This window comes from Pseudomonas sp. AF32, from assembly GCF_022342325.2.
Taxonomy (GTDB): domain Bacteria; phylum Pseudomonadota; class Gammaproteobacteria; order Pseudomonadales; family Pseudomonadaceae; genus Aquipseudomonas; species Aquipseudomonas uvaldensis.
In genome coordinates, this window is record NZ_RQJK02000031.1 from 21466 (window position 1) to 41768 (window position 20303).

Sequence of the window (20303 nt, forward strand, 5' to 3'; positions counted from 1 at the left end):
ATGCTCGTACAAAAAGCAGCTGTCAAATCCTCCGACGACGACCGTATCGCCTGGGTTCGTGTCTTTTCGGTGATGTTGCCCCTGGCCAACCCCATCAGTGATGCCAAGGTCCTGACCGGGCGGCAGAAACCGATGACCGAGATCGCCATCCTGTTCGCCGAAATCGAAACCACCGACGGTCATCGTGGCCTCGGCTTCAGTTACTCGAAGCGCGCCGGCGGGCCGGGGCAATTCGCCCACGCCAAGGAAATAGCCCCGGTGCTGATCGGCGAGAACCCCAGCGACATCGCCAAGCTTTGGACCAAGCTGTGCTGGGCCGGCGCATCGGTGGGCCGTAGCGGCATGTCGACCCAGGCCATTGGCGCGTTTGACGTGGCGCTGTGGGATCTCAAAGCCAAGCGCGCGAACCTGTCACTGGCGCGTTTACTCGGGGCCCAGCGCGATTCGGTACGTTGCTACAACACCTCTGGAGGTTTCCTCCATACACCGTTGGACCAGTTGATGAAGAACACCGACCTATCTCGCGAGAAGGGCATCGGCGGTATCAAGTTGAAGGTCGGGCAGCCGGACTGTGCCATTGATATCGAGCGCGTCAGCACCGTGCGCAAGCATCTGGGCGATGATTTCCCGCTGATGGTGGATGCGAATCAACAGTGGGATCGCCCGACGGCCCAACGCATGTGTCGTCAGTTCGAAGCGTACCACCTGATCTGGATTGAAGAGCCGCTGGATTGCTATGACGCCGAAGGTCACGCCGCCTTGGCGCAGCAATTCGACACGCCGATTGCCACCGGTGAAATGCTCACCAGCGTTGCCGAGCACGCCGAATTCATCAAGTTGCGCGGCGCCGATTTCCTGATGCCGGACGCGCCACGGGTCGGGGGTATCACGCCGTATTTGAAAGTCGCTTCGATGGCCGAGCAGGCAGGGCTGATGCTGGCGCCTCACTTCGCTATGGAGTTGCATGTCCATCTGGCGGCGGCCTACCCGACCGAGCCCTGGGTGGAACACTTCGAATGGCTCGAGCCGCTGTTCAACGAGCGTCTGGAAACCCGTGATGGACGCATGTGGGTGCCCACCCGTCCCGGCCTGGGGCTGACACTCAGTGAGCAGGTCAAGCCGTGGACCGTTCAAGAGGCCGAGGCGGGTGTCCGTCCCTGACAATTTGCCGGGCCTGGCATGAACCGGCTGACGAGGCTCTTGAAAGAGCCTCTTCGAAGAGCCCCTTCAGAGGAGGAAGCAACCATGAATGAGTCCAAGGAAGAAGTCCTGGTGTGGGGGCCGATGCACCCATCCCTGATGCAGTCGTTGGAAGAAAACTACTGTGTTCACCCGCGCTGGGAGATTGCTGACTTCCGGCGTTGGGCAAGCTTGCATGGCGATGCCATACGCGTGGTTGTCACCAGCGCAGTGCACGGTGCAGACAATGGGAGGCTGGACCAGTTGTCCAATCTCGAGGCGATCACCAGCTTCGGTGTCGGTTACGACGCACTCGACACGACCTATCTGGCTGCTCGAGGTATTCAGTTGAGCAATACGCCGGACGTGCTCAACCACAGCGTTGCCGAAACCGCGCTGGCATTGATGCTTTGTGTATCACGTCGGATCAACGAGGCCGAGCGCTTTGTACGTGCCGGCAAATGGCAGGAGGCCAGGTTCCCCCTCGGCCATGATCTGCACGGAAAGACCTGCGGCATCGTGGGCCTGGGCAAGATAGGCAAAACCGTCGCAAAAATGGTCTCGGCATTCAACATGAGCGTCGCTTACTACCGGCCAAACGGACCGTACACCGATGTTCCCTACACCCACTATGCTGACCTGCAAGCGCTGGCCGCTGCTGCGGATTATCTGGTTGTTATCGTGCCCGGTGGCGCTGAGACTCGACATCTGATCGATCGCTCAGTCATGCGTGCGCTGGGCCCGACGTCATTTTTGATCAACGTTGCCCGAGGCAGCGTTGTCGATGAATCGGCGTTGGTTGCGGCACTCCTCGAGTCGGAAATCGGCGGCGCCGCACTGGACGTTTTCGAAGACGAACCTCATGTGCCGGTTGAATTGCTGGAAATGGATAACGTCGTACTGCTGCCGCATATTGGCAGCGGTACTCACGAGACTCGCCAGGCCATGGCGGACCTGGTCTACGCGAACCTGAAATCCTGGTTTGAAAAGCAGACGTTGGTTACGCCGGTGACGCTGTAAGGCATCGGCGTCTGGGTCAAGAAACGCAATGTCACTGACTGTATGAACTGACGTGCCCGAAGTGGGTGGGCGCGGACGTTCAGCTCAAGGTGTCGCCGGCAGCAGGAACCGCGCAATCACCGGCAAATGATCGGAGATCCGCAACGTGTCGTCCTGCCGCACCTGAGCCTCGACCCGTTTGATTCGCGGGCTGTAGAACAGGTAGTCGACGGTGCGGTCGGGCCCGTTGAGGCCGGGGTCGTTCGGGTAGTGGGTCAGCCAGTGCTCGCGGTCGATGCCGCTGGCCTCGTTGTTGGTGGGGATCATCGGATACTTGTCCCACAGCAGATGCAACGGGCTGTCGGCGGTGTAGGGCGTGCGCTGCTCGGCCGGCAGGCGCAGGTACTGGCCCAGGGGCAGGAGGTTGAAGTCGCCGCCAATCAGCCAGGGCGTGCCGGCGGATTCGAGTTTGTCCAGGGCCCTGGCGACGGCGATGACCTGCCGGGGCAGGGTTTCATCCGGCTCGGCAGCCCGCTCCAGATGGGTATTGAGGACCGCCAGCCGACCGCCATCGCTCAGTGGCAGGTAGCTCACCAGCAAGGCGTTTCTCGGTTGGAACTGGCGACTGATGAAATTGGCCTTGGCCACCGGCAGTTGCACCCGTTCGGCCTGGTCGATGCGGTAGCGGCTCAGCGTTGCCAGTTGGCGACCGACACTGCCGAAAATGCGCGGGTCGGGGATGAAGTCGGCTTTCCAATCGAAGGCGCTGGTGCTGCATGGATAGAGGTCGGCGAGCCGTTCCTGCAACAGCTTGAGCTGGTTCTGGTAGTCGCTGGCCTTGGCGCCGTTGTCCAGTTCCTGGAGCAGGACGATGTCCGGTTGCTCGTCGCGAATGACCCGCGCCACTTCGTCGAGGCTGAAGGCCATGTCTTCCAGGGTAGGGCTTTCATCGTCGCCCTGGGCCAGGTCGTGCCAGAACACGTAGCGTTTGCCGGCCAGGAACTGCACGTTCCAGGTCATCACTTTCAAGGCTTGGCCGGGCATCAGCGGCGCGGCGTTGGCGGCGCAACTGACCAGCGCGGCTTCCCGGGCCTGGGGACGCCAGGTCAGGCCATAGATCGCCAGGGCGGCCAGGCAAAGGATCGCCAACAGGCCCAGCAAGGTGTTGCGTAGAAAACCGGTCATGACTCGGGTTTTTCCGTGATCAACATGAAGATCCGGTACAGCACCACGCTGGTGAACAGTTGCAGGAAGCTATGGACGCTGTCGATCAACAAGCCGATCACCGGGTTCTGAGGGGCCGGATACACCGAGACGCTGGCGCCTTTGAGCAGCCACAGCGGGCCCATCACGCCGAGGATGCATAACAGGATCCGCCAGAAACGACCGCGGCTCATGCGCAGGCTTTCCTTCATCGCCGCCAGGGGCGCCAGGCCCCTGAGCACCAGCAGGTATTCACTGAATGCCAGGGTCACCATCAACCAAAGGCCCGGCAGCAGGTACAACGAGATACCCAGCAGGATCAACAGTGTGTTGAGGGCCGTCAGCACGGCGAAGCGTGGCCACAGGGTGAGGGCGGCAGCCAGCAGGTCGCGGGTGCGCGGCGATTCGCCGCGACTGCGAGCATCGAGAAACAGGATCAGCGCAGCGGTGTACAGCGGGTACACCAGCAGGCCGACGATCAAGCTGTAGCCAGGAAAACCGTCGGGGCCGACGGCGTTGTCCACGCCTTGCTGCAACAGCGCCTCGAGTATCACCAGGGGCAGGCACAACTGGGCGATCCGGCCCAGATGGCGCTTGAAGAAATACAAAGAGTCACGCAGCACGTCGAACGGATTCATGAGTCGGTATCGCAGTTCCAGAAGCGGTCCGACACTTTAACCGATCAAGCGCCCGCACAAGCAAACGTAAACATCAGGTAAAGACCATTGAAACCTTCACAGCGAGCCCCATTACTGTCAGGCGTCGGTACTTCGTGACCGACATGGTTTTTCTACCCGGCAATCTGATGAGGTCGCCATGAACAGCGAAGAACAAACCCTGATCGATGGACTGTTTTCACGGCTGCAACAGGCCGAAAAGGACTCAGCCCCGCGCGATGCCCAGGCCGAGGCGCGGATCAAGGAACACTTGGCCAACCAGCCGGCGGCGGGCTATTTCATGGCCCAGGCGATTCTGGTGCAGGAAGCGGCGATCAAGCGCCTCGACGAGCAGAACAGGCAACTGACCCAGCAAATCGAGCAGTTGCAGGCTGACCTGCAAAGCGCCCGCAACCAGGCCCCGGCGCCGAGCGGCGGTGGGGGATTCCTCTCCAGTATCTTTGGCGGTAGCAACCGCGATACGCGCCCGACAGCCGCTCCAAGCGCTCCGGCATCCAGCGGCGGCTGGCGGGAACCGGCGCGGCCGTCCTCCTTCGGCGCTGCGCCGGCCCAGCAAGGTTTTGGCGTGCCCCCCGCGGGTTACGGCGCCCCCCAACAGCAGGCACCGGCGGCCAGCAGTTTTCTGGGCGGTGCCTTGAAAACCGCAGCCGGTGTGGCCGGTGGCGTGATGCTGGCGCAGGGCATCAGCAGCCTGTTCCACAGCAGCCAACAGCCCCAGGAAATCGTCGAGATCCTCCGGGAAGAGCCGGCGCAGCCGGTCAATGACGCCGGTGACAACGGTAGCTGGGGCGATCACCAGCAAGTGGCCGACAACAACGCCTTTGGCAGCGACCAGGGCGGCTTCGACGACGCCGACTACAGCGACGATTCGTCCTTCTTTGGCGACGACGATTCCTACGTCTGAGCCTGCCATTCGTCCGGGGCGCCAGGCGCCTCGGACCGATTATTCGCGGAACGATCCACTGGGCTGGCATACTGGGCGCCTTTCGGGCCCGGTGGCCTGACCCAGAGCCTGCGCGCTTGTGCATTCAAGAGGAACCGCGGTGAAGAAAATCGCAGTGTTCGCCGATGTCCAGAACCTCTATTACACCGTGCGCCAGGCCTATGGTTGTCACTTCAACTATGCGGCGTTGTGGGCCGATGTCAGCAAGCAGGGGCAGATCGTCGAGGCCTATGCCTATGCCATCGACCGCGGCGACAGCAAGCAGCAGCAATTCCAGCAGATCCTGCGCAACCTGGGATTCACCGTGAAGCTCAAGCCCTACATCCAGCGCAGCGATGGCTCGGCCAAGGGGGATTGGGATGTGGGTATCACGCTCGACATCATGGACGCCGCCGATCATGTCGACGAAGTAGTATTGGCGTCCGGTGATGGCGATTTCGACATGTTGCTTGAGCGCATCATCGCCAAGCACGGTGTACAGGCGGTGGCTTACGGCGTGCCGGGGCTGACCGCCAACTCGCTGATTCGCGCCGCCAGCCGCTACGTGCCCATCGAAGGCGCGCTGCTGCTCAAGAATTGATCGTTACGGAGTTCAGACAGGTTTGGAACGCATCGCAGTCATCGACTTTGAAACCACCGGCATCACCCCCAGCAGCAGTTGCCGGGCCACGGAAATCGCCGTGGTGATCCTTGAGCGTGGGCAGATTGTCGACCGTTACCAGAGCCTGATGAATGCCGGCGTGCGCGTGCCGGCCTTCATCGAGCAATTGACCGGCATCAGCAATGCCATGCTGCGCAGTGCGCCCCCGGCTGAGCGGGTGATGAACGAGGTCAACGAATTCGTCGGCATCACGCCGTTGCTGGCTCATAACGCTGCGTTCGACCAGAAGTTCTGGGATTTTGAACTGGGCCGCATCAAGCGTACCCGGCTGCAGAATTTTGCCTGTTCGTTGCTGCTGGCGCGGCGCCTGATGCCAGCGGCACCGAACCACAAGCTCGGCACTCTCAACACCTACGCCGGCCTGCCCCACACCGGCCAGGCCCACCGGGCCATGGCCGACGCCGAAATGGCCGCCAACCTTACGGCGCACCTGGCGTCCGAACTGCGGCAAACGCATGGGGTGCAGGCGTTGTCCCATGATTTGCTGTGCAGTTTGCAGAAAGTGCCGGCGGCGAAGATCGGCGAGCACCTCAAGCGCTATCGCGAAGGCTGAATGTCACGCAATTTTCCCGGTGGGAGCGAGCCTGCTCGCGATAGCGGAGTGTCAGGCAACCTATCCGTCTTCTGATACACCGCTATCGCGAGCAGGCTCGCTCCCACAGGTTTGATCGGTTTGAACCGATTATTTGCCATTGCCTTCCAACTGCCCCAACGGCAATGACGCGGGACAGCACGATCGAAGGCTTGCTGAAAAGTGTATGGGCCGGATAAACAGGTTTTGTAGCTTATTTTCCGTTCGTCGCCTTTTTAGAATAGCGTTCTCTCTACTGTCCTGACTTCGAGCTGACCATGCCTGGCCCACGCCGTTTTCCTTTGCCGTTGATCGCTGCCTTTTTCGCCTTGTATGTCATCTGGGGTTCCACCTACCTGGTGATTCGCATCGGTGTCGAGCATTGGCCGCCGTTGTTGCTGGCGGGCATTCGTTTCGTGATGGCTGGCTCGCTGATGTATGGCTTTTTGCGCTGGCGGGGCGCGCCGGCACCGACCTGGGCGCAATGGAAGGCCGCCGGGCTCATCGGCGTGTTGTTGCTCAGTTTTGGTAACGGCGCGGTGAGCGTCGCGGAACACACCGGCGTGGCGTCCGGCGTGGCGGCGCTGGCGGTGGCGACGGTGCCTTTGTTTACCTTGCTCTGTGGTTACTTCTGGGGCGCGCGCAATACGCGCCTGGAATGGGCGGGGATTGTGTTGGGGCTGATCGGTATCGCCATGCTCAACCTGGGCTCCAACCTGCAATCCAGTCCCCTGGGTGCGACCTTGCTGGTATTTGCGGCGGCGTCCTGGGCGTTCGGTTCCGTGCTGAGCAAGCACCTGCCGCTGCCGGCGGGCGCCATGGCCAGTGCCGTGGAGATGCTGGTGGGCGGTGTGGTGCTATTGATCGGCAGCTTCGCCAGTGGCGAGCACCTGGAACGCATGCCTGCGTTCGAAGGCTGGTTCGCCCTGGCCTACCTGACCTTCTTCGGTTCGATCATTGCCTTCAACGCCTACATGTACCTGCTCAAGCATGTGCGTCCGGCGGCGGCCACCAGTTATGCCTATGTCAACCCGGCGGTAGCGGTGTTGCTGGGGATCGTGTTCGCCGGTGAAACCATCGGCGTCGAAGAGGCCCTGGCAATGCTGGTCATCATCAGTGCCGTGGTGTTGATCGGGCTGCCGCAGTGGCGCAAGCCCAAGCCCGTGGCCTGATTTGAGGTAAACTGCCGCGCATTGCACACCTTGCGCTGATTTTTCCTACGGTATTCCCATGACTTTCGCCACCCTTGGCCTGATCGAACCCTTGCTGCGCGCCCTCGAGACGCTCGGCTACCAGACCCCGACCCCCGTGCAGGCCCAGGCCATGCCGGCGGTACTGGCCGGTCGCGACCTGATGGCCGCGGCCCAGACCGGTACCGGCAAGACGGCCGGGTTTGCGGTGCCGTTGTTGCAGTTGCTGACCACCGAAGGGCCGAAGGTCGCTTCCAATTCCGTCCGGGCGCTGATCCTGGTACCGACCCGTGAACTGGCCGAGCAGGTTCATGAAAGCGTGCGCCAGTACGCGCAAAACCTGCCGTTGAGCACCTACGCGGTGTACGGCGGCGTCAGCATCAACCCGCAGATGATGAAGCTGCGCAAGGGCGTCGACCTGCTGGTCGCCACGCCCGGCCGCCTGCTCGACCTGTTCCGGCAGAACGCCCTGAAGTTCAACCAGTTGCAGACGCTGGTGCTGGACGAAGCCGACCGCATGCTCGACCTGGGCTTCTCCGAGGAACTGGCGAATATCTACAAGGCGCTGCCGAAAAAGCGCCAGACGCTGCTGTTCTCTGCCACCTTCTCCGACGCGATCCGCTTGCTGGCCGGACAAATGCTCAACGATCCGCTGAGCATCGAAGTCAGCCCGCGCAACGTGGCCGCCAATACCGTCAAGCAATGGGTGGTGACGGTGGACAAGAAGCGCAAGCCGGAATTGTTCGTGCATTTGATGCGCAAGAACAAATGGAAGCAGGTGCTGGTTTTCGCCAAGACCCGCAACGGCGTCGATGCGCTGGTGGAAAAACTCCAGGGGCTGGGCGTCAACGCCGACGGCATCCACGGTGACAAGCCCCAGGCCACCCGGCAACGCGCACTGGACCGTTTCAAGGTCGGTGAAATCCAGATCCTGGTGGCCACTGACGTCGCCGCCCGTGGGCTGGACATCGAAGACTTGCCGCTGGTGGTGAACTTCGATCTGCCCATCGTTGCCGAGGATTACATCCACCGTATCGGCCGTACCGGCCGGGCGGGTTCCACCGGCGAAGCCATCTCCCTGGTCTGCGCCGATGAAGTGAACCTGCTGTCCGCCATCGAAATGCTGACCCGCAAGACCTTGCCGCGGCAGATGGAACAGGATTTCGAGCCTGAGCACCGCGTGCCGGATACCGATGCCAGCGGTCAGGTCATCAAGAAACCGAAAAAGCCGAAGAAGCCCAAGACCACGGGTGGTGGCGGCAAGCGCAACCTGGGCAAGTGGGTCGACAGTGGCGACGCGGCGCCGGTGGAGCCTTCGATCAAGCCTGTGCGAAAAGTGCCGGTGTTCAATACCGGGCCGCGTAAGAGGAAGCCCTGAAGGCAGTTGCAAGCTTCAAGCTTCAAGCGGCAAGTTGTGTGCGGCAATCAACTTGCCGCTTGCAGCTTAAAACTTGCCGCTGTTTCGTAGAAACTCCAACACCCCCAACCCCGCCGCCCGCCCACTGGCAAAACACGCGGTCAGCAGATAGCCACCGGTCGGCGCTTCCCAGTCCAGCATTTCCCCGGCGCAGAACACGCCGGGTATCTGCTTGAGCATCAGGCGTTCGTCCAAGGCCTCGAAAACCACGCCGCCGGCGCTGCTGATGGCTTCGTCCAACGGGCGAGTTTTCACCAGTGTGATCGGCAATGCCTTGATCGCCCGGGCCAGCTGCGTCGGGTTCGCGAAACAGTCGGCGGATGTCTGCTCGCGTAACAACGCCGCCTTGACCCCATCGATCCCCAACTGGCTGTGCAGGTGCTTGGCCATCGAGCGTGAGCCGCGGGGCTTGTTCAAGGCCTGGAAAACTTTATCCACAGGCCGGCCCGGCAACAGATCCAAGTGAACCGTCGCATGGCCATCTCGGTTGATGGCTTCGCGAATCGATGCCGACAGGGCATAAATCAGGCTGCCCTCCAGGCCGGTAGCGGTCAGCACGCATTCGCCGAGGCGTGGCACGTCATCGTTGAGGCCGATGGCGATGTTTTTCAGTGGGGCGCCGGCGAACTTGCTGATCATCAGATCGCTCCAGGCCGGCACGTCGAATCCGCAGTTGCTGGGTTGCAACGGCGCCAGGGCGACGCCGTGTTGTTCCAGGGGCAGCATCCAGGCGCCGTCGGAGCCCAGGCGCGACCAACTGCCACCGCCCAACGCGAGCAGCGTCGCGTCGGGCCGCCGCGTGATTTCGCCGTCCGGGCTAGCGATTCGCAGGCTACCGTCGGGGTTCCAGCCCTGCCAGCGATGGCGTGTATGGATTGCCACCCCCGCATCCCGCAGCCGTTTGAGCCAGGCGCGCAGCAATGGGGCGGCTTTCATGTCGGTCGGGAATACCCGGCCCGAGCTGCCGACAAAAGTGTCGATGCCCAAGCCGTGAATCCATGTGCATAACGCATCGGCGCCGAAGGCTCGCAGCAGTGGGGCGAGGTTCGGTGCGCGTTCGGCGTAGCGGGACAGGAACGCCGGGAAGGGTTCCGAATGGGTGATGTTCATGCCGCCGACACCGGCCAACAGAAATTTCCTGCCCACTGACGGCATGCCGTCGTACAGGTCGACCCGGACCCCGGCCTGGCTCAAGACTTCCGCTGCCATGAGGCCGGCAGGGCCGCCGCCGATGATGGCGACATTGGGAACATGGGGCAGGGCTGTTGGAGGCATCGTATGAACTGCACGCGAGGAATAGCGCGGCATTCTATCAGTACATATTCCTGTGGGAGCGAGCCTGCTCGCGATAGCGATCTATCAGAGATGAATATGTCGCCTGACACTCCGCTATCGCGAGCAGGCTCGCTCCCCCAAAGGGGAATGTTGTTCTTTCGATGTGGCTAAAAAATAATCAGGCCTCTGCAAGCTATGGCCGGCCTGGGCTCCAGACCGTTTCGCTCAGGTTATCCACAGCCCGCTCCACAGTCATTGTGGGTAACGCACCCAGGTTTCAATGACAACCTGATGACACCCAGATCCTTTGTGCGCTGTGGTGCAGGATCCCGTGACGCCGGGCGAGGGCCTTGCGGTCCTTGCTGTAGCCGCCGCCGATCACCCCGACCACCGGAATGTCGCGGCCCAGGCAGTGGCGCATGACGCTTTCGTCCCGGGCTGCGAGGCCTTCATCGGTGAGCTTCAGGTAGCCGAGGGCGTCGTCCTTGTGCACATCGACCCCGGCGTCGTAGAGCACCAGGTCCGGTTGATAGAGCGGCAGCAAGTAGTTGAGGGCATCGTCCACCACCTTCAGGTAAGCGGCATCCGTCATACCCATCGGCAGCGGGATGTCCCAGTCGCTTTGGGCCTTGCGTGCGGGAAAATTCTTTTCGCAATGCAGGGAAACTGTCACTGCATCCGGAGTGTCATGGAGTATTCGGGCCGTTCCGTCACCCTGGTGCACGTCGCAATCAAAAATCAGCACCCGCGAGACGCGGCCGCTGGCCAGGAAATACCGGCTGATGACTGCCAGATCATTGAAGATGCAGAACCCGGCAGGGTGGTCGTAATGGGCGTGATGGGTGCCGCCGGCCAGATGGCAGGCCAGCCCGTGTTGCAGCGCCTGCTCGGCTGCCAGCAGCGAACCGCCCACGGCACGTACCGTTCGGCGGGCCAGGGCTTCGCTCCAGGGCAGGCCGAGGCGCCGTTGATCTTCGCGGGACAACTCGCCGCCCATGTAGCGTTCGATATAAGCGGCATCATGGGCCAGGGCGAGAATCTCGGCCGGGCACAGGGAAGGGCGCAACAGGTCCGCGTCACGGGTCAACCCGCTGTCCACCAAGTGATCGCGCAGCAGGCGGAATTTGTCCATGGGGAAACGGTGGTCCGCCGGGAATTCGGGGCTGTAGTCTTCGTGGTAGATAAGCGGTAGCGGCATGGTGATTTCAGCGGCAATTGAGCAACGAATCCTACCAGCGATGTAGACTTTGGGGATGGAAAGGGAGTGAAGATGGAGCTGATACTTGAACTGGAAAGCCCGCGCCTGCTGTTGCGGCAATGGCGCGACGAGGATCTGCCTGAATTCGCGGCCATGTCCGCCGATCCGCAGGTGATGCGTTATTTCCCGGCGCCCCTGAGTCGACTGGAAAGCGCCGCGCTGATCGGGCGTGTGCGAGGCCATTTCGCCGAGCACGGCTTTGGGTTGTGGGCGCTGGAGCGCAAGGATACCGGTACCTTTATCGGCTTTACCGGCCTGGGCGTGGTCGGGTTCGACGCACATTTCACGCCTGCCATCGAGATTGGCTGGCGCCTGGCCCGGGAGCATTGGGGCCTGGGGTATGCCAGTGAGGCTGCATGGACGGCGCTGCGGTGCGGGTTCGACCGCCTGGGGCTGGAGGAAGTGGTGGCGTTTACCGCCGTCGATAATCTGCCATCGCAAAAAGTCATGCAGGCCATTGGCATGCACCATGACCCGGACGACGATTTCGAGCATCCAAAACTCGCCGTCGGTCATCCATTGCGTCACCATGTGCTCTATCGCATCAATCGTGAGCAGTGGCTGGAAACCCTGCACGGTTAGCCGACACGGACGTTTACAATGCCCGCCAGAGTGGCCTGGGCCAACAATCGATCCGCCGCCGCAGCACCGACTGCGCGGTATGTGCTGTGTGAGGAAAGTCTTAAATGAGCCACGTGTTGGAAGATCTGGTCGACCTGCTGACCCTGGAACCGATCGAAGAGAACCTGTTCCGCGGTCGTAGCCAGGACCTGGGGTTCCGCCAGCTGTTCGGCGGCCAAGTGCTGGGCCAGTCGCTGTCGGCGGCGAGCCAGACCGTGGAAGAGGCGCGTCATGTGCATTCGATGCACGGCTATTTTCTGCGCCCCGGCGATGCGGCGTTGCCGGTGGTTTATCAGGTGGATCGGGTGCGTGATGGCGGCAGCTTCAGCACTCGGCGGGTCACCGCGATTCAGAAGGGTCATCCGATCTTCACGTGCAGCGCGTCGTTCCAGTACGACGAGCAGGGTTTCGAGCACCAGAGCACGATGCCTCAGGTGGTCGGGCCGGAGAACCTGCCGTCCGAGCTGGAGCTGACCCAGCAGCGGGCGCACCTGTTGCCCGAGCACATGCGCGAAAAACTGCTGTGCCCCAAGCCGATCGAGGTGCGCCCGGTCACGGAAAAGGACCCCTACAACCCGCAACCGGCCGATCCGATCAAATACGTGTGGTTCCGCGCCGATGGCGCCCTGGCGGATTCGCCGGCCCTGCATAAGTACCTGCTGGCCTACGCGTCGGACTTCGGTCTGCTGACCACTTCGATGCTGCCTCACGGCAAATCGGTGTGGCACAAGGACATGCAGGTTGCCAGCCTTGATCACGCCTTGTGGTTCCACGCCGACCTGCGCGCCGATGACTGGTTGCTCTATGCCATGGACAGCCCCTGGGCCGGTAATTCCCGCGGGTTTTCCCGTGGCAGCGTGTTCAACCGTGCCGGGCAACTGGTGGCGTCGGTGACCCAGGAAGGCCTGATCCGCCATCGCAAGGATTGGGCATGAGCCTGACGGATGTACGGCACTGGGTATTCGACATGGATGGCACGCTGACCATCGCCGTGCATGATTTCGCGGCGATCCGCGTGGCCCTGGCGATCCCGCCCGAAGACGACATACTGACCCACCTGGCGGCGTTGCCGGCAGACGAAGCGGCGGCCAAGCACGCCTGGCTGCTGGAGCACGAGCGCGACCTGGCCCTCGGTTCCCGGCCCGCACCGGGAGCCGTCGAGTTGGTGCGCGAACTGGCCGGGCGTGGTGACCGTCTGGGGATCCTGACCCGCAACGCCCGGGAGCTGGCCCATGTGACCCTCGAAGCCATCGGCCTGGCGGATTGTTTCGCCGTGGAGGACGTGCTCGGCCGTGACGAAGCCCCGCCCAAACCGCATCCCGGTGGCCTGTTGAAACTGGCCGAAGCCTGGAATGTGGCGCCCGAGTCGATGGTGATGGTGGGCGACTACCGCTTCGATCTGGACTGTGGTCGTGCGGCCGGCGCCCGGACGGTGCTGGTCAACCTGCCGGACAATCCATGGCCGGAGCTGACGGACTGGCATGCGCGCGATTGTGGCGAGTTGCGGCGGATGCTTTTGGCTTGAAGGGGTGTTTGGCGGGCTGGCCTCATCGCGAGCAAGCTCGCTCCCACCTTCGATCGCATTCCATCTGAAGCGACTCGGTCAACTGTGGGAGCGAGCCTGCTCGCGATGAGGCCAGCCCAGTCGACACAACGCTCATTGACCAAACAAAACCTTCAATCCCTCGGCCGAATTGAACATCCCATCCCCATCATGCCCCACCCCCGGCACTTCGATCAGCCGCTGATTCAGTCCCTCGGGATGGCGCCGGGTCAGGTAGTCGAAAAAGAAACGCCCGCGCAGTAATCGATATGGCCCCTGGGCCTGTGCCTCGCAGCTTTTATCCAGCGCCGGATGTTCAGGGTCGACGTCTTGCTGCCCCAGCAGATAGACGATGTCGCGCTTGATGTAATTGTTTTCCAGCTGAACAGGCGTCAGCCCGGCGGCATAAGCCGGCAGGTGTTGCAGGCCGTATTTCCAACGATCGAAGCCGGGACAGCTGGCCGGGTCGAACGCCATGGGCCGCTGGGCATCGAAATAGGCGTAGGAGGACGGGTTGGCCACGACGAAGCGTGGGTTGATCCGGAACTGGCCATGGGCGAGCAAGGCATAGCGCTGGACCACTTGAGCCCCGCCGGAATGGCCCGCGATGACGATGTCCTTCACGTCGGGAAACTGCTGTCGATCACTGACCCGGGCGACGATGTCGTCGAGCACCTGGAAAGAGCTGACCGGCTGCGGCCCGGTGGATAAAGCGCCGGCCATCCAATCATTGCCCTGCCAGCGCAGGAGGTCACTGCCCAGTGAGTGGCGCGCCACGTCCTGTTCGTTGAGAAACTGCGGGGCGATGATTAACGTCGTGGCCTGTTGGCCGGCCTGCTCGGTGGCTTTCTCTGCGCTGTGCAGGTAGGTCTCGGCATTGCGCAGCCGACCGTGGAGGACGATCAGCACCCGTTGGATCGATGCCGGGGGTGGGCTCACGGCGACGGCCATGGCGCCGCCCTTGAGTTGCAGCCGCCCTTGGGCGACGACGGCCACACCCTGTTCGTTTGCCTGGGCGACGGTGCCGCACAGCACCAGCGCAATCACCGCTGCCCACTTCATCTACAGGTTTTTCGCTGCAAAGGTGTCGCACTGGCTGACCTGGCCCTGGCTGAAGCCGGCCTTGAACCAGCGCACCCGCTGCGCCGATGTGCCATGGGTGAAGGAATCCGGCACCACGCGGCCCTGGCCCTGTTGCTGCAAGCGGTCGTCGCCGATGGCATTGGCGGCGTTCAGGGCTTCTTCAACGTCACCCGGCTCCAGCCAGTTCAAGCGTTTCTGCGCATGGTTGGCCCAGACGCCCGCCAGGCAATCGGCCTGCAATTCCTGGCGCACCAGCAGACCGCCGTCGCCTTCCATCTGTCGACCTTGCTGGCGAGCCTCCTGGATTTTTGCTGAGACGCCGAGCAGCGTTTGCACGTGGTGCCCGACTTCATGGGCGATGACGTAGGCCTGGGCGAAGTCGCCGGCGGCGGCGAAGCGTTGGGACATTTCCTTGAAGAAACTCATGTCCAGGTAAACCTGCCGGTCCGCCGGGCAATAGAACGGGCCGGTGGCCGAAGACGCCAGGCCGCACGCGGAATTGACCCGACCGCTGAACAGCACCAGTTTGGGTTGCTGATACTGTCGTCCGGCCTGCTGGAATACCTGGCCCCAGGTATCTTCGGTATCGCCGAGGATCGAGCGCACGAACTCGGCCTGTTCATCGTTCGCGGGCGGGGCCTGGCGGGTCTGGGAGGAGGGGGGCGCACTCTGGTCCATCTGTCCGGCCAGTTGTCCGAGAATCTGCATGGGGTCCTGACCGGTGATCCAGCCAATGCCGACGATCAGCAGGACAGCCGTCAGGCTCAAGCCCTTGCCGCCGCCGAAGCGCATTCCCCCACCACCTCCCGCATCACCACGGGCGTCCACCACGTTGTCACTGCGGCGACCTTTTTTCCATAGCATGTGGGAATCCTCTGAATTGACCGTGTGAAGAGTGTTGTCCCTTGGCAAGATTGTCGCCAGTTCTCCTCTGAGCTTTCAGGCAATCGTTACCGGTTTTGGTTCATCGACCACGAATCCGTCAGCGCGTCCGGATTTTGCATTAGACTTCGTTCGATCACTTGGCGACCTGTCAGGTGGGCAGGTTTCGGGATTTTTACATGACTGTCAGCACCCCGCTTTCCGGCGTCAACCAGGCCTTCAAGGGCATCCTGCTGATTGTCTTCGCGACGTTCCTCTTTTCCAGTCACGACGCCTTGTCAAAATACCTCTCGGGTTTCTATCCGATCATCATGGTGGTGTGGGCCCGTTATGTGGTGCATACGCTGTTGATGGCGGGCATTTTCCTGCCCCGTTCCGGGTTGCGGGTGCTGCGTACCAAGCGCCCGCTGTGGCAACTGGCGCGGGCGTTGTGCCTGTTGGGCACCAGCCTGTTCTTCACCACGGCGCTGATGTATATCCCGTTGGCCGAGGCCACGGCGGTCAACTTCCTGGCTCCCGTGCTGGTCACCGCGCTGTCCGTACCACTGCTTGGTGAGCAAGTGACACGGGGTCAGTGGGTGGCAGTGATCTTTGGCTTCATCGGGGTGTTGGTCATTGTCCATCCCGGCGGAGATCTGTTCACGCCTGCCGTGTTGCTACCGTTCTGTTCAGCGCTGTTTTTCTGCTTCTACCAGTTGCTCACGCGCAAGCTCAGTGAAATCGACAGTCCGACCACCAGCAATTTTTTCGCCGGCCTGTGCAATACCTTGGTGATGAGCGCGCTGGTGCCGTTCTTCTGGCAGGTGCCCACCCTGGTCCATGGCGCGATGATGTTGGCGTTGGGGGCCTGCGGGATGACGGCGCATTTGATGCTGACCCAGGCGTTCCGCTTTGCCGCCCCGGCGCTGCTGGCGCCGTTCGGGTATTGCCAGATCGTATTTGCCGGGTTGCTGGGCTGGCTGCTGTTCAGCCACACGCCGACCCTGACCACGGTGCTGGGTATCGTGCTGATCTGTCTCAGCGGATTGGCCGCCGCGTGGCAGCAGCGACGCAAATAAGGCGACTAACCTATGTGGCGAGGGGATTTATCCCCGTTGGGCTGCGAAGCAGCCCCCAAAAGCTATAGGAATGCATTGAATCCGATTCACCGCGCTTTTAGTTCCTGGGGCTGCTTCGCAGCCCAGCGGGGATAAATCCCCTCGCCACCACAGTCATGCTGTGTCCGCGCGAACTGACTATTTCAGCCCAACGTTGGAACCTTGCGCGGCGCCATGAAGTACATCCAGGTCAGGGCGATGAAGTACATCGCCGGGATCAGGGTGAACAGCACGGTGTAGTTATTGTTGGTCACGGTCAGGATGTGACCCACCAGCTGGGTCATGAACATCCCGCCGACGGCCGCGCACATGCCGCCGAAGCCGAACACCGTGCTCATCATGTGCTTGGGTGTGTAGTCCATCACCAGGCTCCAGATATTCGCAGTCCAGGCCTGATGTGCGCCGATGGCCAGGGAGATCGCGAACACCGCCATCCACAGGTTGCTGGCGCCAGCCGCCAGGATGACGCCGATGATGCAGCAGGCGAACAGCAGCATCGAGACCAGCCGTGCCTTGATCGGATTCAGACCGCGACCGATCAGGAACGAAGAAAGGATACCGCCGCCCACGCTGCCGAAGTCGGCAGTGAGGTAGATGATGATCAGCGGGATGCCCATTTGGGTCACGTTGATGCCCAGGTTGTATTGCTGGTTCAGGAACGGTGGCAGCCAGTAGAGGTAGAACCAGAACACCGGCGCTGTGATCGAATAGGCCAGGGCGAAGGCCCAGGTGCCGCGCATGCGCAGGATCCGGGAGAAGGGCACGCGGGCCTGGTCCGGTTCGCTTTCGCCCTGGATATAGTCCAGTTCCGATTGTTTGACGGTGGGATGGTCTTCCGGGTTGAAGTATTTCAGGCCCCAGAACAGCAACCAGATCCCGCCCAGCGCGGCCATGCACAGGAACGCCGCCTGCCAACCCCACACCTGAAGAACCAGAGGCAGCAGCATCGGCGTGAACATCGCGCCGACGTTGGTCCCGGCGTTGAAAATGCCGGTGGCCACGGCCCGTTCGCCCGCCGGGAACCACAGCCGCGTGGTCTTCACGCAGGCGGGGTAATTGGCGGCTTCGGTCAGTCCCAGGATGAAGCGGCAGACCATGAAGCCCACTGCTGATGTGGCCAGGCCATGGGCACCGGTCGCCAGGCTCCAGAGCAGTACGGCACAGAAGAAGACGCGCTTGACGCCGATCCGGTCGATCAGCCGCCCTTGCAGCACGAAGCCAACCGCATAGCCGACCTGGAACCAGAAGTTGATGTTGGCGTAGTCCATCGCCGTCCAGCTCATTTCCTTGGCGAGGATGGGCTGCATGACACCCAGGGCGGCGCGGTCGATGTAATTCAAGGTGGTGGCGAAGAACACCAGTGCGAGCATGCCCCAACGGGTCTTGCCCACGGCCATGGCGCCGCGGATTTTGTCGCCGATGCCGCCAGTGGTGGCACCCATGCCGGGCGTCAGGGGAGAGCTTTGGGAAAGATTCATAACGTGTACCCGTTTTTGAAATTCTTATGGGTGATCGGGGGTTCATCCATTGGTGCCGGTGGTTTGGCCTGCATCAATGTGGGGCCGATGGTGCGCAGTGGACAAAAAATCGTCAATTCGGCAATCGGCCTTTATGTTCGATAATCGCCCAAAAAACTAACTGGATGGTACATATTAAATTGCCCAAAGAAACCGGCAACCCAATAATCGGCTCAATCTTTCAAAAGCGGCGCACCTTCTGTAGCCGATGCCTGTCCCGGGAGCCGAAGTCATGCAGCGTTCCATTGCCACCGTATCCTTGAGCGGTACCCTGCCGGAAAAACTCGAAGCCATTGCCGCCGCCGGTTTCGACGGCGTGGAAATCTTCGAGAACGATCTTCTCTATTACGACGGCAGCCCTCGGGAAATCCGGCAGATGTGCGCCGACCTGGGCATCGTCATTACGTTATTCCAGCCGTTTCGTGACTTCGAAGGCTGCCGTCGCGATCGCCTGGCGCGCAACCTGGAGCGGGCTGAACGCAAGTTCGATCTGATGCAGGAGCTGGGTACCGACCTGGTGTTGGTGTGCAGCAACGCCTCGGCCGACAGCGTGGGCGACGAGCGGATTCTGGTGGATGACCTGCGGTTGCTGGCCGAACGGGCCGGTGCTCGTGGCTTGCGCATTGGCTACGAGGCCCTGGCCTGGGGGCGGCACGTCAATACGTACCAGCAGGTCTGGAACATCGTGCGCCAGGCCGATCATCCGAGCCTGGGTGTGCTGCTCGACAGTTTCCACACCTTGTCCCTGAATGGCGATCCGAGTGCCATCGCCGACATTCCGGGCGAGAAAATCTTCTTCGTGCAGATGGCCGACGCGCCGATCCTGGCCATGGATGTGCTGGAGTGGAGCCGGCATTTTCGCTGTTTTCCGGGGCAGGGCGAGTTCGACTTGCCGGGCTTTCTGGCGCCGATCATCAAGAGCGGTTATGCCGGGCCGCTGTCGCTGGAAATCTTCAACGACGGTTTCCGCGCCGCCCCTCCACGGGCCAACGCCGCCGACGGGCTGCGCTCATTGTTGTATCTGGAAGAAAAGACCCGCCAGCGCCTGGCCGAAGAAGCCGCGCCTGCGGCCAACACCGATATTTTGTTTGCCACGCAGCCGGCCAGTGAATACCACGGCATCGAGTTTCTCGAGTTCGCCGTGGACGACAACCTGGGCGCCAGGCTCTCCCACTGGCTGGAGCGACTGGGGTTCGTCAAGGCCGGCGAGCATCGCTCCAAGAACGTCAGCCTGCTGCGCCAGGGCGATATCAATCTGATCCTCAACTGCGAACCCTATTCCTTTGCCCACAGCTTCTTCGAAGCCCACGGACCGTCGCTGTGCGCCACCGCCGTGCGGGTCAAGAGCAGCGCCAGCGCACTGGAGCGGGCCGTGGCCTATAAGGGCCAGCCCTACCGCGGGTTGGTGGGGCCCAACGAACTGGAACTGGCCGCGGTGCGCGCCCCGGACGGCAGCCTGATCTACCTGGTGGACCAGGAGGCCGACGTCTATGGCACCGATTTCAACTTGCAGCCCGGCGCGGCCATCGGAGCCGGGCTCAAGCGCATCGACCACATGGCCATGGCGCTACCGGCCGACAGCCTGGACAGTTGGGTGCTGTTCTATAAAAGCCTGTTGGATTTTGAGGCCGACGACGAAGTGGTGTTGCCTGACCCGTATGGCCTGGTCAAGAGCCGGGCGCTGCGCAGTCGCTGCAGTTCGATCCGTCTGCCCCTGAACATTTCCGAGAACCGCAACACCGCGATCTCGCACGCCCTGTCGAGTTATCGCGGTTCGGGCGTGCATCACATCGCTTTCGATTGTGATGACATCTTTGCCCAGGTCAGCCGCGCCAAGGAAGCCGGCGTGCCGTTGCTGGATATTCCGCTTAACTATTACGACGACCTGGCGGCGCGTTTCGACTTCGATGACGAGTTCCTCAGCGAGCTGGCCTACTTCAACGTGCTGTACGACCGTGACGCCCAGGGCGGTGAATTATTTCACGTCTACACCGAGCCATTCGAAGGGCGGTTTTTCTTCGAGATCATTCAACGCAAGAACGGCTATGCCGGGTACGGCGCGGCCAACGTCGCGGTGCGGCTGGCGGCCATGGCGAAGTCTCGCAGCGGCGGCTTGCGGCACGCCAAGTTGTAGGTAAATCGTAAACGCGGCGGTAAACGGCGACTCTGTGGCTTCCTTCACTGCAC

At 61.9% G+C, this 20303-nt stretch carries 19 protein-coding genes; 12 read left to right on the forward strand and 7 right to left on the reverse strand.

Annotated features, from left to right (window positions below):
• Window positions 1-1161 carry an L-talarate/galactarate dehydratase gene (locus EGM97_RS23910; protein ID WP_238962569.1) on the forward strand — a complete coding sequence of 387 codons (1161 nt, stop codon included), beginning with the start codon at window positions 1-3 and terminating at the stop codon, window positions 1159-1161.
• A gap of 84 nt (window positions 1162-1245) precedes the next feature.
• Window positions 1246-2199 carry a 2-hydroxyacid dehydrogenase gene (locus EGM97_RS23915; protein ID WP_238962568.1) on the forward strand — a complete coding sequence of 318 codons (954 nt, stop codon included), beginning with the start codon at window positions 1246-1248 and terminating at the stop codon, window positions 2197-2199.
• 84 nt (window positions 2200-2283) lie between these two features.
• Here EGM97_RS23915 and EGM97_RS23920 read toward each other — a convergent pair whose 3' ends face one another.
• Together EGM97_RS23920 and EGM97_RS23925 are read right to left on the reverse strand one after the other, a co-directional pair.
• Window positions 2284-3363 carry an endonuclease/exonuclease/phosphatase family protein gene (locus EGM97_RS23920; RefSeq protein ID WP_238962567.1) on the reverse strand — a complete coding sequence of 360 codons (1080 nt, stop codon included), beginning with the start codon at window positions 3361-3363 and terminating at the stop codon, window positions 2284-2286.
• A complete protein-coding gene (locus EGM97_RS23925) occupies window positions 3360-4019 on the reverse strand; it encodes a YciC family protein (RefSeq protein WP_238962566.1) in 660 nt (219 codons plus the stop codon). Before EGM97_RS23925 ends, EGM97_RS23920 begins: the two co-directional genes overlap by 4 nt.
• 178 nt (window positions 4020-4197) lie before the next feature.
• Between EGM97_RS23925 and EGM97_RS23930 the strand changes: the two genes are divergently transcribed.
• The 5 genes from EGM97_RS23930 to EGM97_RS23950 all read left to right on the forward strand — a co-directional run bounded on the left by EGM97_RS23930 (window position 4198) and on the right by EGM97_RS23950 (window position 8801).
• A complete protein-coding gene (locus EGM97_RS23930) occupies window positions 4198-4962 on the forward strand; it encodes a DUF2076 domain-containing protein (protein ID WP_238962565.1) in 765 nt (254 codons plus the stop codon).
• A 139-nt stretch (window positions 4963-5101) separates the two neighbouring features.
• Window positions 5102-5581, forward strand: coding sequence for a LabA-like NYN domain-containing protein (locus tag EGM97_RS23935; protein ID WP_053151716.1), 480 nt, complete (start codon window positions 5102-5104; stop codon window positions 5579-5581).
• Window positions 5582-5603: 22 nt separating this feature from the next.
• Window positions 5604-6215 carry a 3'-5' exonuclease gene (locus tag EGM97_RS23940; RefSeq protein ID WP_053151713.1) on the forward strand — a complete coding sequence of 204 codons (612 nt, stop codon included), beginning with the start codon at window positions 5604-5606 and terminating at the stop codon, window positions 6213-6215.
• Between the two features lie 296 nt (window positions 6216-6511).
• Window positions 6512-7405 carry a drug/metabolite exporter YedA gene (gene yedA, locus EGM97_RS23945; RefSeq protein ID WP_238962564.1) on the forward strand — a complete coding sequence of 298 codons (894 nt, stop codon included), beginning with the start codon at window positions 6512-6514 and terminating at the stop codon, window positions 7403-7405.
• A 58-nt stretch (window positions 7406-7463) separates the two neighbouring features.
• A complete protein-coding gene (locus EGM97_RS23950) occupies window positions 7464-8801 on the forward strand; it encodes an RNA helicase RhlE1 (protein WP_238962563.1) in 1338 nt (445 codons plus the stop codon).
• Window positions 8802-8867: 66 nt separating this feature from the next.
• Here the strand turns inward: EGM97_RS23950 and EGM97_RS23955 are convergent, their stop codons facing one another.
• On the reverse strand, window positions 8868-10115 hold the full coding sequence (locus EGM97_RS23955) for a TIGR03862 family flavoprotein (protein WP_238962562.1): 1248 nt from the start codon (window positions 10113-10115) through the stop codon (window positions 8868-8870).
• A 277-nt stretch (window positions 10116-10392) separates the two neighbouring features.
• Window positions 10393-11313 (reverse strand): histone deacetylase family protein, encoded by a 921-nt coding sequence (locus tag EGM97_RS23960; protein WP_238962561.1) that lies wholly within the window; start codon window positions 11311-11313, stop codon window positions 10393-10395.
• Between the two features lie 72 nt (window positions 11314-11385).
• On the opposite strand from EGM97_RS23960, the gene EGM97_RS23965 reads away from it, so the two are divergent.
• The 3 genes from EGM97_RS23965 to EGM97_RS23975 all read left to right on the forward strand — a co-directional run bounded on the left by EGM97_RS23965 (window position 11386) and on the right by EGM97_RS23975 (window position 13519).
• Window positions 11386-11955 carry a GNAT family N-acetyltransferase gene (locus EGM97_RS23965; protein WP_238962560.1) on the forward strand — a complete coding sequence of 190 codons (570 nt, stop codon included), beginning with the start codon at window positions 11386-11388 and terminating at the stop codon, window positions 11953-11955.
• A gap of 104 nt (window positions 11956-12059) precedes the next feature.
• Window positions 12060-12929: an acyl-CoA thioesterase II gene (gene tesB, locus EGM97_RS23970; protein ID WP_238962559.1), complete on the forward strand. Its 870-nt coding sequence runs from the start codon at window positions 12060-12062 to the stop codon at window positions 12927-12929.
• Window positions 12926-13519 carry an HAD family hydrolase gene (locus EGM97_RS23975; RefSeq protein WP_238962558.1) on the forward strand — a complete coding sequence of 198 codons (594 nt, stop codon included), beginning with the start codon at window positions 12926-12928 and terminating at the stop codon, window positions 13517-13519. The genes tesB and EGM97_RS23975 overlap by 4 nt, the downstream gene beginning before the upstream one ends.
• Before the next feature lie 132 nt (window positions 13520-13651).
• Here EGM97_RS23975 and EGM97_RS23980 read toward each other — a convergent pair whose 3' ends face one another.
• Both EGM97_RS23980 and ypfJ read right to left on the reverse strand, forming a co-directional pair.
• Window positions 13652-14599, reverse strand: coding sequence for an alpha/beta fold hydrolase (locus EGM97_RS23980; RefSeq protein ID WP_238962557.1), 948 nt, complete (start codon window positions 14597-14599; stop codon window positions 13652-13654).
• Entirely contained in the window at window positions 14600-15484 is an 885-nt protein-coding gene (gene ypfJ, locus EGM97_RS23985) for a KPN_02809 family neutral zinc metallopeptidase (protein ID WP_238962556.1), read from the reverse strand.
• Window positions 15485-15681: 197 nt separating this feature from the next.
• On the opposite strand from ypfJ, the gene EGM97_RS23990 reads away from it, so the two are divergent.
• On the forward strand, window positions 15682-16560 hold the full coding sequence (locus tag EGM97_RS23990) for a DMT family transporter (RefSeq protein ID WP_238962555.1): 879 nt from the start codon (window positions 15682-15684) through the stop codon (window positions 16558-16560).
• A 182-nt stretch (window positions 16561-16742) separates the two neighbouring features.
• Here the strand turns inward: EGM97_RS23990 and EGM97_RS23995 are convergent, their stop codons facing one another.
• Window positions 16743-18077, reverse strand: coding sequence for an MFS transporter (locus EGM97_RS23995; RefSeq protein ID WP_477788865.1), 1335 nt, complete (start codon window positions 18075-18077; stop codon window positions 16743-16745).
• 271 nt (window positions 18078-18348) lie between these two features.
• Between EGM97_RS23995 and quiC the strand changes: the two genes are divergently transcribed.
• The gene (quiC, locus tag EGM97_RS24000) at window positions 18349-20250 is read left to right on the forward strand and encodes a 3-dehydroshikimate dehydratase QuiC (protein ID WP_238962554.1); all 1902 of its coding nucleotides are present in this window, start codon (window positions 18349-18351) and stop codon (window positions 20248-20250) included.
• The last annotated feature ends 53 nt before the right edge of the window (window positions 20251-20303 follow it).

Coding starts and splice junctions, on each gene's coding strand:
- EGM97_RS23910 (WP_238962569.1), top strand. CDS start 1: ATGCTCGTACAAAAAGCAGCTGTCAAATCCTCCGACGACGACCGTATC.
- EGM97_RS23915 (WP_238962568.1), top strand. CDS start 1,246: ATGAATGAGTCCAAGGAAGAAGTCCTGGTGTGGGGGCCGATGCACCCA.
- EGM97_RS23920 (WP_238962567.1), bottom strand. CDS start 3,363: ATGACCGGTTTTCTACGCAACACCTTGCTGGGCCTGTTGGCGATCCTT.
- EGM97_RS23925 (WP_238962566.1), bottom strand. CDS start 4,019: ATGAATCCGTTCGACGTGCTGCGTGACTCTTTGTATTTCTTCAAGCGC.
- EGM97_RS23930 (WP_238962565.1), top strand. CDS start 4,198: ATGAACAGCGAAGAACAAACCCTGATCGATGGACTGTTTTCACGGCTG.
- yedA (WP_238962564.1), top strand. CDS start 6,512: ATGCCTGGCCCACGCCGTTTTCCTTTGCCGTTGATCGCTGCCTTTTTC.
- EGM97_RS23950 (WP_238962563.1), top strand. CDS start 7,464: ATGACTTTCGCCACCCTTGGCCTGATCGAACCCTTGCTGCGCGCCCTC.
- EGM97_RS23955 (WP_238962562.1), bottom strand. CDS start 10,115: ATGCCTCCAACAGCCCTGCCCCATGTTCCCAATGTCGCCATCATCGGC.
- EGM97_RS23960 (WP_238962561.1), bottom strand. CDS start 11,313: ATGCCGCTACCGCTTATCTACCACGAAGACTACAGCCCCGAATTCCCG.
- EGM97_RS23965 (WP_238962560.1), top strand. CDS start 11,386: ATGGAGCTGATACTTGAACTGGAAAGCCCGCGCCTGCTGTTGCGGCAA.
- tesB (WP_238962559.1), top strand. CDS start 12,060: ATGAGCCACGTGTTGGAAGATCTGGTCGACCTGCTGACCCTGGAACCG.
- EGM97_RS23975 (WP_238962558.1), top strand. CDS start 12,926: ATGAGCCTGACGGATGTACGGCACTGGGTATTCGACATGGATGGCACG.
- EGM97_RS23980 (WP_238962557.1), bottom strand. CDS start 14,599: ATGAAGTGGGCAGCGGTGATTGCGCTGGTGCTGTGCGGCACCGTCGCC.
- ypfJ (WP_238962556.1), bottom strand. CDS start 15,484: ATGCTATGGAAAAAAGGTCGCCGCAGTGACAACGTGGTGGACGCCCGT.
- EGM97_RS23990 (WP_238962555.1), top strand. CDS start 15,682: ATGACTGTCAGCACCCCGCTTTCCGGCGTCAACCAGGCCTTCAAGGGC.
- EGM97_RS23995 (WP_477788865.1), bottom strand. CDS start 18,077: ATGAATCTTTCCCAAAGCTCTCCCCTGACGCCCGGCATGGGTGCCACC.
- quiC (WP_238962554.1), top strand. CDS start 18,349: ATGCAGCGTTCCATTGCCACCGTATCCTTGAGCGGTACCCTGCCGGAA.